The sequence below is a fragment of the Cupriavidus sp. Agwp_2 genome, assembly GCF_040784895.1.
Taxonomy (GTDB): Bacteria; Pseudomonadota; Gammaproteobacteria; order Burkholderiales; family Burkholderiaceae; genus Cupriavidus.
Window position 1 is genome coordinate 505,153 of sequence record NZ_CP088083.1, and the last position, 11,917, is coordinate 517,069.

The following is an 11,917-nucleotide window of genomic DNA, read 5'->3' on the forward strand; positions in this document are numbered from 1 at the left end:
ACGCTTCAAATTCAAAGTAAACCGTGCTGCTGCAGCTTCTTGCGCAGCGTGTTGCGATTGATGCCCAGGTAGGCGGCCGCCAGCGACTGGTTGCGCTCGGCGCGCACCATCACGGCTTCCAGCAGCGGCCGTTCGACCGCTTCGAGCACCATGTTGTACATATTGGAAGGCTCTTCGCCGTCCAGGTCGCGAAAATACGTGTCCAGGCTTTCCCTGATGCACTGGTCGATAGCGTTGCGGCTCATGCGGCAAGCAACTCCCCGTTTTTGTTGTTGTTCGCTTCGTCTTTATCTTGTTTGCCCTGGTCGTCGTCCACGTACACCAGCCGGTCCGAGAACTGCGCCTGCTCTTCGAAGAAAGCGTTGACGGCCGCAAGTTGCTCGGTGGTGGATTCCAGCGTGTTCATCCGGTGCCGGAACAGGTTCGCGCCGCGCAGGCCACGCGTGTACCAGGCAATATGCTTGCGCGCGGTGCGCACGCCGGTGAACTCGCCGTAGAAGGCGTAGTGGTCTTCCAGGTGCGCGTTCATGATCGCGCGGATCTCGGCCACTTCCGGCGACTGCAGCATTTCGCCGGTCTTCAGGAAGTGCTCGATCTCACGGAACAGCCACGGCCGGCCCTGCGCCGCGCGGCCGATCATGATCGCGTCCGCGCCGGTCAGCGCCAGCACTTGCTTTGCCTTCTGCGGCGTAGTGATGTCACCGTTGGCGACCACCGGGATCGAGATCGCTGCCTTGACCGCGGCAATGGTCTCGTACTCGGCGTCGCCGTGGTACAGGTCGGCGCGGGTGCGCCCGTGGATGGTGAGCATGCTGATGCCCGCGTCCTCGACCATGCGTGCGATGCGCAGCGCATTGCGGTTCTCGCGGTTCCAGCCGGTGCGGATCTTCAGCGTGACCGGCACGCGCTCGCCGACAGCGGCGACCACCGCCTCGACGATGCGCACCACCAGCGGCTCGTTCTGCAGCAGCGCCGAACCGGCGGCGACGTTGCACACCTTCTTGGCCGGGCAGCCCATGTTGATATCGATGATCTGCGCGCCGCGGTCGACGTTGTAGCGCGCCGCCTCGGCCATCATCGCCGGCTCGGCGCCGGCGATCTGCACCGAGATGGGCTCGACCTCGCCGGCGTGGTTGGCGCGGCGCATGGTCTTTTCGCTTTTCCACAGCTGTGCGTTGGACGCCACCATTTCCGATACCGCATAGCCGGCGCCGAGCTGCTTGCACAGCTGGCGGAACGGCCGGTCCGTCACGCCCGCCATGGGGGCGACAAACAGGTTGTTGCGGAGTTGGTGAGGTCCGATCTGCACGATAGGGCGGCGGTTCTGCTGGGGCCCTGCCGCCCTGGCGGCGCGCGCGCCGGGAAGGGATCGGGATGGCCTGCTCTGGTTCGGGAGACCTTGTGACGATCGGGCGAAACAGAGACGAAACGGAAAAACATGCCCCTGCCGAAACTGCAGCCGGCGATGGATCGGGACATGTGCGAGGCCGAGATTCTACCGCCAAACGGGAGCGACTGCCCAAGAATTGAGCATCGGCGGCGCATTTTGCCCGGCACAACGCCAACAGAACGCCATATCAATCCCGCCATTTCGCCGGCCGCGGGCAATAACAGGCATACGCGGCGGGCGGACCATTGCGCGCTGGCGCAATGGTCCGGTTCCTGTGTTGCGCCAGCGCCACTCACGCCAGGCCAGCGCCAGGGACTTTAGCGGCGCATGCCGAACATCATGTGGCGCGCCAGCGCGTGCCGCAGCGGCGGCAGGCAGGCCAGCGCCGCCAGCGACGCCCCGCGGGCATGCGCGGCAAGCGGGTAGGGCACGCCGAACAGGCGCGGCAGCAGGTCGGTGACGCCGATGGTGACCGCGCGGTCGAGCCGATGGCGGCTGGCAAACGCCTGCAGCGCCTGCGGCGTGCAGGCGGCGCGCAGCGAGTCGGCCAGCGCGAAGGCGTCGCGCAGGCCCAGGTTGAGGCCCTGGCCCGCCACCGGGTGCAGCGTCTGCGCCGCATTGCCTACCGCCGCGACGCGGCCGCTGACCGTGACCGGCGCGGCGTTCAGTCCCAGCGGGAAGGCATGGCGCTTGCCCGCCAGCGTGAAATAGCCCATCCGGTCGCCGAAGGCGCGTCCCAGCTCCAGCGCGAACTCCGCGTCGGGCAGGGCCAGCCGCCGTGCGGCCTGTTCCGGCGGGCAGCACCACACCAGCGCGTAGCCGGCGACGCCGTGCTCGTCGTGTGGCAGCAGCGCCAGCGGGCCTTCCTCGGTAAAGCGCTCCCAGGCCCAGCCGGGCTGCGGGCGCGAGCAGGTCACATGGGCGATCACGGCGGTCTGCCCGTAATCGCGCGTACGCGCGCCGCGGCCCTGGTGCCGCGCCTGCTCGTGGAACAGGCCACCCTCGGCCTGTATCGCGAGCCGGGCGAGAAAGCGCACCACCTGGCCGTCATGGGCAGTGCCGGTCAGCTGCACCGTGCCGGCGTCGGCATCGTCGCCGGTGCCGGCCGATGGCGGTTGCTCGATCTGGTCGATGCGGGTCTCGAATACGCGCTGGAGCCTGTCATCCGCGCAGGCCTGCGCGGCGCGCGCGAGGGCGCGTTCGAGCACATCGCACAGCTCGCCATAGCGGACCACATAGCCCAATGCCGGCACGCCGTAGTCGTCATGGTGCAGGCGAACATGGCCGAAGCGGCCGCGCTGCGACACATGGATATGCTCGATCGGGCTGCCGGGCACGGGCCAGGCGCCGATCTGCTCGAGCAACTGGCGGCTGCCGTGCGACAGCGCGATCGCGCGCGGGTCGCGCGCGGCGCGCGCAGGCGTGGCGGCGTCGATCAGCGCGATGCGCCAGTCGGTGGTGCGCAGCAGCTGGCAGGCCAGCGCCAGTCCTACCGGGCCGCCGCCGACGATGGCGATGTCGCGCATCTCAGCTGGCGCGGCCGGCATCGTCACTGCTTCCTGCATTGCCGCCAGGGGCAGCGCCGCCGTCTCCGGCCACTCGCTTCCAGCAGATCGCGTCAGTGCGCGACCTGCCGGCCGCGGCATCGCGCAGCGCGTTGTCGAGCTTCTGCTGGTTGAAGCCGGGCAGCGCGCGCAGTTGCTCGGCCAACGCAGCATAGTTGGCGGCATCGACCGGGACCACGCAACCCTGGCCGCTGTCGGGCGCGCCGACCAGGATCAGCCAGGCAGTGCCGGTCCAGGGCTCGCGGTTGGAGACGCGTACTACGACGCGTTCCAGTGCGTCCCACGCGATTTCCTCGCGCTGGCCATCAGGGCGGTGCACCACCACGCGGTCGTCGTACAGGTTGATGATGAACGGTTCCGACGGGTCGCGCGGTTGCGCGGCCGCGGCCTGGGTGCCGCCCTGTCCGGGGAAGAGTCTGCGCAGCCAACCGGTCATCGCTGGCCTCCGGCATCGCGCATCAGCGCTTCGATCTCGGCGGCATGCACCGGCACGCCGCGGGTGATCAGCTCGCAGTCGCCATCGGTGACCACGGCGTCATCCTCGATGCGGATGCCGATATGCCAGTAGCGCTCCGGCACGTCCTGCGCCGGGCGCACGTAGATGCCGGGCTCGATGGTCAGCACCATGCCCGGCTGCAGCGGCCGCCACGGGCGCTCGCCTTCACCATTATGGCTGGCGACGCGGTACTCGCCCACGTCGTGCACGTCCATGCCAAGCCAGTGCCCGGTGCGGTGCATGTAGAAGCGGCGGTAGCTGCCGCTGGCCAGTACGTCGTCGAGCGTGCCTTCCTTGTTGCGGTCGAGCAGGCCGGTATCGAGCATGCCTTGCGCCAGCACGCGCACGGCGGCATCGTGCGGCACGTTGTAGGGCACGCCGGCGCGGGTCTCGGCGATCGCGGCTTCCTGCGCTGCCACCACCAGGTCATACAGCTCGCGCTGCGCGGGGGAAAAGCGTCCCGACACCGGGAAGGTACGGGTGATGTCCGAGGCGTAGCCGTCAAGCTCGCAGCCGGCGTCGATCAGGCACAGGTCGCCATCCTTCAACTCGGCCGGGCCGGCCCGGTAGTGCAGCACGCAGGCATTGGGGCCGGCCGCGACGATCGAGTTGTAGGCCACGCTCTGCGCGCCGTGGCGGCGGAATTCATAGAGCAGCTCGGCTTCGAGGTGGTATTCGCGCAGGCCGGGGCGCGTGGCCTGCATCGCGCGCGCATGGGCCCCGGCGGAGATTTCGCCCGCGCGGCGCATGATGGCCAGTTCGCCCGCGTCCTTGAACAGCCGCATCTCGTCAAGCAGCGTGCGGATATCGATCGCCACCGACGGCGCGGCCACGCCGGCACGGCCCTGCATGCGCACGGCGTCGAGCCAGCGGCGCATCTGCATGTCGGTGCGGGTCGACTCGGCCAGCGGGTAGGCCACCTGGGCACGATTGGCCAGCAGCGGCGGCAGCGTCGCGTCGATCTCTTCGACCGAATGCGCTTCGTCAAAGCCAAACGCGGCGCGCGCTCCTTCGGGGCCGTAGCGGAAGCCGTCCCAGATTTCGCGCTCTTCGTGCTTGGGGCGGCAGAAGAGGATGCTGCGGTCGGCATCGGCGGGGTCGCCCGGCGCGCCGGCCACCAGCACCAGCACGGCTTCTGGCTCGGTAAATCCGCTCAGGTAATAGAAGTAGCTGTCGTGCCGGTACGGATAGTCGCTGTCGCGGTTGCGCATGGCTTCCGGCGCCGTAGGCAGGATCGCCACGCCACCGCCGCCGGCGCGCAGGTGCTGCAGCACACGGGCGCGGCGTTCGCGGCAGGCGGCGAGGAGGGCGTTGTCGGGTGCGGACATGATGTGGCCTGGTAAGAGGAGGATCAGGCCGATTCTACCGCCGGTAGGCGCGTTGCAGCGGCGGTGAAGCAAAAGGCGCGCAGCGCCACCGCCATGGCGCAGCGCCGGTACCCCTGAACTAACGCCCGACGGAGGCGGCCGGCACAGGTTCAATCCTGGCGTTCAATTCAGCCAGCTGCGCCGGCGTCCCCACGTTTTCCCAGCGCCCGTCGAAGCGTTCGCCGGTGGCGGTGCCATCGGCAATCGCGGCGCGGTAGAAGGGTGTCATCGGAACACGGGTGCCAGCCGCGATGCCGGCAAACAGGCGCGTATCGTACAGGCCGATATTGCCGAAGGTAAGGCGCTCGCCGATGGCCGGGTGCTCGTCCAGCGATAGCCGTCCTTGCGCATCCATGGCGAAGTCGCCGCGCGGATGGAAATCGGGGTTAGGCACCATGACCAGGTGCATGCGCGGCTCGGCGGCGCCGGCCATCGCGGCGGCGCGGGGCAGCAGCGTGCGGAAGTCGTAGTCGCAGAAGATGTCGCCCGACACTGCCAGGAAGATCTCGCCTCGGGCCGGGTCGTGCGAGAGCAGCGGCAGGGCCTTGGCGATGCCGCCGGCGGTTTCCAGCGCCTCGGTTTCGGGCGAGTACGCGATGCGCACCCCGAAGCGGCTGCCGTCGCCGAGCGCGGCTTCGATCTGCTCGCCTAGCCACGCGTGGTTGATGACGATGTCGCGCAGTCCAGCCCGCGCCAGCGCTTCGATCTTCCATACGATCAGCGGCTTGCCGCCCACGGCCAGCAAGGGCTTGGGGCAGGTATCGGTCAGCGGACGCATGCGGTCGCCGCGGCCGGCGGCGAAGATCATGACCTTCATCAGAACAGTGCCTCCAGGGCAAGCAGCGTGGCCATGCCGCCGGCAATGGTCCAGCCGACGCTGCGGGTACGCGCGGCGATCAGGATGGCGACCACGCCGGCCACCAGCCGCGCATTGGTTGGGGTGAGCGCGAGTTCGCCGCCCTGCATCAGCAGGTCGGGGGCGATCAGCGCCGACAGCATGGCGGCCGGCACGAACTGCAGCGCGGTCCGGAACCACGCTGGCAGCCGCACCCGGCCTTCCACGGCGATAAACGACAGGCGGATCAGGAACGTGGCCAGGCCCGCGGCGAGGAAGACCCACAGCAGGGTCATCGAATTCATGCGGCCTCCTTGCCGACCGATCCGGCATGGGCGGCTGCACGCGGGCCCGGGCGGTTTCCTCGGCCCAGCACCAGCATGCCGACGACGATGCCGCCCAGCGCCGCCACCATCAGCCCGAGCTTGTGCGGCAGGCCGAAGCAGGCCACCGCCAATACGCTGGCAGCCACCGCGGCGGCCACATGGGAGCGATGCTTGAGCCCGGGGACGATGATGCCGATGAAGGTCAGCGGCAGGAAAAAGTCGAGTGGCCAGTCGCGCGGCACCTGGGCGCCGACCAGCACGCCGGCCAGCGTCGATACCTGCCAACTGGCCCACAGCGCGAAGCCGCCGCCAAAGTAATACCAGTGACGGTATTGCGCGCGCGGACCCGTATCGCCCAGCCGGCGCGTCATCGCGGCGAAGGCTTCGTCGGTCAGCAGGTAGGCGATCAGCGCTTTCCAGCGGCGTGGCAGGTGTGCCAGCGTGGGCGCTATCGTCGCGGAATACAGCGCATGGCGCAGGTTGACCATAGCCACCGTCAGCGTGATCACCACCGCGGGCGTGCCGGCGGTCCACAGCTGGGTCAGGATCATCTGCGACGCGCCGCCGAACACGATCGCGCTCATGGCACAGGCCAGCCAGGCCGGCATGCCGGCGCCGACTGCCAGCACGCCGTAGATCAGGCCGAACGGCACCACGCCCAGCAGCATCGGCGCGAGCGCGCGCGCGCCTGCCAGCCATTCGCCGAAGGCGGTAATGGCTGGAGGCTGGGCCGGGTCGTTCACGTCAGGCACGGCGTCAGAATGTATAGCCGGCCGGGCTGGCCGCGCCTTCCAGCGCGTCCAGCAGCCGGATCAGCTTGCGCAGCTCGGTATAGCGGCCGGCAACGCTGCGGGTGTACTTCAGCACCAGCGGCAGGTTGGCGAGGTAGCCGTCCTTGCCGTCGCGGTGGTACAGGCGGGCGAAGATGCCCAGCACCTTCAGGTGGCGCTGCAGGCCCATCCATTCGAAATCGCGGTAGAACTCGCCGAAATCCGCGTTGACCGGCAGGCCGGCCTTGCGCGCGCGCTCCCAGTAGCGGATCAGCCAGTCGAGCTGCTGTTCCTCGTCCCATTCGATATAGGCGTCGCGCCACAGCGAGACCGCGTCATAGGTGATCGGGCCGATCACCGCGTCCTGGAAATCCAGCACGCCGGGATTGGCGCCGCCGTCCAGCACCATCAGGTTGCGCGAGTGATAGTCGCGGTGCACGTAGACCTGCGGCTGCGCCAGGTTGTTCTCAAGCAGCGCATCCATCACTTCGCGCAGGTCGGCCTGCTGGCTGTCGGTCAGCGTGGCGCCAAGGTGCCTGGCGACATACCACTGCGGGAACAGGTCGAGCTCGCGCTGCAGCAGCGCGCGGTCGTAGGCGGGCAGCTCGCCGGGGCGCGTGGCGGCCTGGATGCGGACCAGCGCCGCGGCGGCGTCGGCATACATGCCATGGGCGGTGGAATCGTCCAGCCGGGACAGGTAAGTCTGGTTGCCCAGGTCCGCGAGCAGCAGGAAACCCTGCGCCAGGTCCTGCGCCAGCACGGTCGGCACGGTCACGCCTGCGTCGCCGAACAGCTGGCAGACGTGGATGAAGGGTCGGCAGTCCTCATGTGCCGGCGGCGCATCCATGACGATGGCGGTCGGGTGCGCCGGGTTGCCGGTGCGCACGCGGAAATAGCGGCGGAAGCTGGCGTCGGCCGATGCGGGAGCGCAGGAGTCGGGATCGGCGGACCAGGCCGGGCCAAGGCCGGACACCCAGGCCTTGAGCTGGTCCAGGCGCGGGTCGTGGGGAAGAGCTGCCATACAGGAAGGGCGCGGAAAAATATCGTGGAGCGGGGGAAGCCGGCCGCAAGGGCAGGTTTGGTTGCCCCGTATAATACCCGACCAGACCCGGGCGCCGGGCGGCCCCCGGGAGGGGCCTTCGTTGCCCTGCAGCCTGCTCTGGCAGGGGTTGGCGGCTTGCAGGCGGCCGCAGCCCACGCCGAGACTGACAACCCGTGCGAATGACCGAACAACGACGAACACCGAATAACAGGGCCTTGCTTTCGCCTGCCCCCACTGGCGCCGCCGCCCGCGCCAGGCGTGCCGGCCGCCTGAGCGCTGGCCGGCTGCGTCCGCTGGTGCTGGCCATGGCCGGGCTGTCGGCCGGCGCCCAGGCGCAGATGTCGGGCTCGGCGATTCCGGACCTGGACCAGGTCGAGCCGGTGTTCGAAGCCGCGCCGCAGGCGCCCGAACTGCCCGCGGTTTCCGGCGAACTGGTGCCGCGGCTGGCCGAGCCCCCCAAGACCAGCGAGCCTGATTCCGGCGCACCGACGTTCATCGAGGGTGACCGCATGACCGGCTACAGCGAGCGCGGCGTCGAGCTCGAAGGCCATGCCGAGCTGCGTCGCGACGGCGGCGTGGTCAAGGGCGACAAGCTGAGCTACGACCAGGATACCGACGAGGCCCATGCCCAGGGCAACGTGCGGCTGTCGCGCAGCGGCACGCTGGCGGTGGGGCCCGAGGCCAAGCTGAAGGTCGAGGCCAACGAAGGCTACATGCTGTCGCCGGACTACTACTTCCAGCAGACCGGCGGCGCCGGCAAGGCCGAGCGCATCGACTTCCTGGACAAGGACCGCAGCACCATCAAGCGGGCGTCGTACACCACCTGCTCGCCGGACAACGCGGACTGGTATTTCAGCGCGAACCAGATCGACCTGGACAGCGACCGCCAGGTGGGCGTTGCCTATGGCGGCGTGCTGAATTTTTTCGGCGTGCCGATCGCGGCGGCGCCGGCGTTCAGCTTCCCGCTGAACGATGACCGTCGCAGCGGCTTCCTGGCGCCGCTGATGGGCTACGGCTCGCGCTCGGGTTTCGACCTGACGATGCCGTACTACTTCAACATCGCGCCGAACCGCGACCTGACCATCTACCCGCGGCTGATGACGGAGCGGGGCCTGCAGCTGGGCGGCGAGTACCGCTACCTGGGGCAGGGCTACTCCGGCCGCATCCGCGCCGAGTTCCTGCCTGACGACCAGAAGACCAACTCGAACCGCTGGGCCTACTCGATCCAGCACAACCAGAACCTGGCCAAGGGGCTGAACGCCTACCTGAACGTCAACCGGGTCTCGGATGACCAGTACCCGGACGACTTCAACCGCAGCGTGGCGCAGTCCGCGCAGCGCCAGTATGTGCAGGAAGGCGGCGTCACCTACAACTGGCAGGACTTCTTCCTGATGGCGCGGGTGCAGAAATTCCAGACGCTGCGCCCCAGCGAGCCGTCGTACGAGCGCGTGCCGCAGCTCAACGGCAAGTACATCCGCTATGACCTGGGCGGTTTCGACGTGCAGGTGGAGGCGGACTATACGCGCTTCCGAATCCCGCTGACGTCCACGGGCTTCCAGCAGCCGCAGGGCGAGCGCATGTTCATCCAGCCGAGCATCAGCTATCCGATCGTGCGCGCTGGCTGGTACGTGACGCCCAAGGTCACATTCAACGCGACCCAGTACCAGATGGAGTCGCAGGACAATACGCCCAACGCGCAGACCAATTTCTCGCGCGTGCTGCCCACGGTCAGCCTGGATTCGGCCATGACGTTCGAGCGCGATGCGCCGACTGTCAGCCGGCTGTTCGGCGTCAACTACCTGCAGACGCTGGAACCGCGCCTGTTCTACGTGTATACGCCGTTCCGCGATCAGAGCCAGTTTCCGCTGTTCGACACGGTTCAGTCCGACTTCGGTTACGGCCAGATCTTCAGCGAGAACCCGTTCACCGGCTACGACCGGATCGCCGACAACAACAAGATCACCGGCGGCCTGACCACGCGCCTGATCGAGGCCGACTCCGGCATCGAGCGTTTCCGCGGCACCATCGCGCAGCGCTACGACTTCACCGGGCAGCGCGTGCAGATCAATGGCACGCTGGCAGACCCCAAGCCCGGCGCCTCCGATCTGCTCGCGGCGACCACTATCCAGATGTTCCGGGGCTATTACCTGGACATGGGCGTGCAGTACAACCTCGATACCGACCGGGTCAACTACGGCAACGTGGCGTTTTCATACCGCCCCGAGCCGCGCAAGGTCTTCAACGCCGGCTACCGCTACCGCCGTCCGACCGCCGTGACCGACAACACCGCGATCGACCAGTTCGAGCTGTCAGGGCAGTGGCCGATCACGCGGCGCGCCTATGCCATCGCGCGCTTTGCCTTCGACCTGAGCGCCAGCCAGATGGTCGATACGCTGGCCGGCGTCGAATACGCCGCGGACTGCTGGGTCGGCCGCGTGGTCTATCAGCGTTTCCGCAACACCACACAGGGCTACACCGGGCGGGTCTTCCTGCAGGTGGAGTTCCGTGGCCTTTCCAAGATCGGGTCCAATCCGCTGAACATCCTGCGGCTGAACGTGCCGGGCTACGAGCCCGTGTCCGCCAAGCCGGTGCCGACGACCCAGTACGATCACTATGAATGACGGATTAAGATGAAACGTCAAGAATTCGCCGTGTTTTCCTTTCTCATGACGTCGTGGCACCGCCTGCTGCTGCCGGCGGTGCTGGCCGCGGTCGCCGTTCCGGCCGCCGCGCAGCTGAAGGCGCCGGGCGCGGGCCGTGCCACCGGCATCTTCGTGCCGCAGTCGTCCGACGTCACCGCGCCGGCGAGCCAGCCCAAGCTCGGCGTGCCGCAGCCTGGCGACCAGAAGCGCTCGCAGTTGGTGGACGAGGTGGTCGCCGTGGTCAACAGCAGCGTGATCACGCGCCGCGAGCTGCTCGACCGCGCCGACGAAATCGAAGGCCAGCTGCGCGCCGCCGGCCGTCCCGTCCCGCCGCGCGCTGACCTGCTCGGCGAGGTGCTGGAGCGCCTGGTGATGGAACGCGTGCAGACCCAGGCCGCGCAGGAAGCCGGCATCCGCGTGACCGACCAGGAGATCGACCGCGCCATCGAATCGGTGGCGCAGCAGAACCGCATGAACGCCACCGAGCTGCGCCGCCGCGTGGAAGCCAGCGGCATGACCTGGACCAAGTACCGCGACGAACTGCGCAAGCAGGTGCAGGTGATCCGCCTGCGCGAACGCGAGGTCGATTCCAAGGTGCAGGTCTACGACGGCGAGATCGACAACTTCCTGGCTGCCCGCGGTGGCCAGGCCGCGGCCACCGGCCCGACCGAGTACAACGTGGCGCAGATCCTCGTGCGCGTGCCCGAGAATGCCTCGGACGCGCAGAAGCAGGCGCAGCGCGCCAAGGCCGAGGGGCTGCTGAAGCAGGCCCAGGGCGGCGCGGATTTCGCGCAGCTGGCGCAAGCCAATTCGGAAGGCCCCGAAGCCGCGCAGGGCGGCGCCATGGGTTTCCGCGAGATCGGCCGCCTGCCGGCGCTGTTTGCCAACTCGGTGGTCGACCTCCAGCCTGGCGCCCTGGCGCCCCAGGTGGTGGAGAGCGCAGCGGGCTTCCATGTGGTCAAGCTGATCGCCAAGCGTGCCGCGCCGGCATCCGGCCCGGCCGCGGCAGGGAAGATCACCCAGACCCAGGTGCGCCACATCCTGATCCGCACCGGCCCGAACATGCCCGAGGCCGAGGCGCGCCGCCAGCTCAGCACGCTGCGCGATCGCATCACCCACGGCGGCGACTTTGCCGACGCGGCCAAGCGCTTCTCGCAGGACGGCTCGGCGCAGAACGGCGGCGATCTCGGCTGGGTCTCGCCGGGCGAGCTGGTGCCCGAATTCGAGCAGGCCATGAGCCGCCTGCGCCCGAACGAGATCTCCGAGCCGGTGGTCACGCAGTTCGGCGTGCACCTGATCCAGGTGCTGAACCGCCGCGAGACCGAGCTGTCGCCCGAGAAGCAGCGTGACTTCGCGCGCGCCGAGGTCCGCGAGCAGAAGCTGCGGGCCGCGTATGATGACTGGGTGCGCCAGCTTCGCTCGCAGGCGTACGTCGAGTACCGCATCAACCGGCAGCGCTGACACGCGCACTGCCGCCGACCCGC

Annotated in this window: 11 protein-coding genes; 2 read left to right on the forward strand and 9 right to left on the reverse strand. The window is 68.6% G+C overall.

All coding sequences use genetic code 11. The annotated features are described in order from the left end of the window. Positions 1-11: 11 nt before the first annotated feature. The 9 genes from LPA45_RS02375 to LPA45_RS02415 form a co-directional block, all read right to left on the reverse strand. The gene (locus tag LPA45_RS02375; protein WP_010813887.1) at positions 12-245 is read right to left on the reverse strand and encodes a Fis family transcriptional regulator; all 234 of its coding nucleotides are present in this window, start codon (positions 243-245) and stop codon (positions 12-14) included. After that, positions 242-1,309, reverse strand: coding sequence for a tRNA dihydrouridine synthase DusB (dusB, locus tag LPA45_RS02380; protein WP_116317131.1), 1,068 nt, complete (start codon positions 1,307-1,309; stop codon positions 242-244). Before dusB ends, LPA45_RS02375 begins: the two co-directional genes overlap by 4 nt. A gap of 398 nt (positions 1,310-1,707) precedes the next feature. Further along, complete coding sequence (locus tag LPA45_RS02385; RefSeq protein ID WP_116317132.1) at positions 1,708-2,937, reverse strand: UbiH/UbiF/VisC/COQ6 family ubiquinone biosynthesis hydroxylase; 1,230 nt, start codon at positions 2,935-2,937, stop codon at positions 1,708-1,710. Continuing rightward, a complete protein-coding gene (locus LPA45_RS02390) occupies positions 2,918-3,391 on the reverse strand; it encodes a hypothetical protein (RefSeq protein ID WP_116317133.1) in 474 nt (157 codons plus the stop codon). Before LPA45_RS02390 ends, LPA45_RS02385 begins: the two co-directional genes overlap by 20 nt. Next, a complete protein-coding gene (locus LPA45_RS02395; RefSeq protein WP_116317134.1) occupies positions 3,388-4,779 on the reverse strand; it encodes an aminopeptidase P N-terminal domain-containing protein in 1,392 nt (463 codons plus the stop codon). The genes LPA45_RS02390 and LPA45_RS02395 overlap by 4 nt, the downstream gene beginning before the upstream one ends. Positions 4,780-4,897: 118 nt before the next feature. Next, positions 4,898-5,635 (reverse strand): N-acetylmuramate alpha-1-phosphate uridylyltransferase MurU, encoded by a 738-nt coding sequence (gene murU, locus LPA45_RS02400; protein ID WP_116317135.1) that lies wholly within the window; start codon positions 5,633-5,635, stop codon positions 4,898-4,900. Further along, entirely contained in the window at positions 5,635-5,958 is a 324-nt protein-coding gene (locus tag LPA45_RS02405; RefSeq protein ID WP_116317136.1) for an AzlD domain-containing protein, read from the reverse strand. Before LPA45_RS02405 ends, murU begins: the two co-directional genes overlap by 1 nt. Beyond that, positions 5,955-6,647 (reverse strand): AzlC family ABC transporter permease, encoded by a 693-nt coding sequence (locus LPA45_RS02410; RefSeq protein ID WP_233527972.1) that lies wholly within the window; start codon positions 6,645-6,647, stop codon positions 5,955-5,957. Before LPA45_RS02410 ends, LPA45_RS02405 begins: the two co-directional genes overlap by 4 nt. Positions 6,648-6,735: 88 nt before the next feature. Next, the gene (locus tag LPA45_RS02415) at positions 6,736-7,770 is read right to left on the reverse strand and encodes an aminoglycoside phosphotransferase family protein (protein ID WP_116317138.1); all 1,035 of its coding nucleotides are present in this window, start codon (positions 7,768-7,770) and stop codon (positions 6,736-6,738) included. A 200-nt stretch (positions 7,771-7,970) separates the two neighbouring features. Between LPA45_RS02415 and LPA45_RS02420 the strand changes: the two genes are divergently transcribed. Then, positions 7,971-10,412, forward strand: coding sequence for an LPS-assembly protein LptD (locus tag LPA45_RS02420; RefSeq protein WP_116317139.1), 2,442 nt, complete (start codon positions 7,971-7,973; stop codon positions 10,410-10,412). 9 nt (positions 10,413-10,421) lie between these two features. After that, entirely contained in the window at positions 10,422-11,894 is a 1,473-nt protein-coding gene (locus tag LPA45_RS02425; RefSeq protein WP_116317140.1) for a peptidylprolyl isomerase, read from the forward strand. Positions 11,895-11,917: the final 23 nt, after the last annotated feature.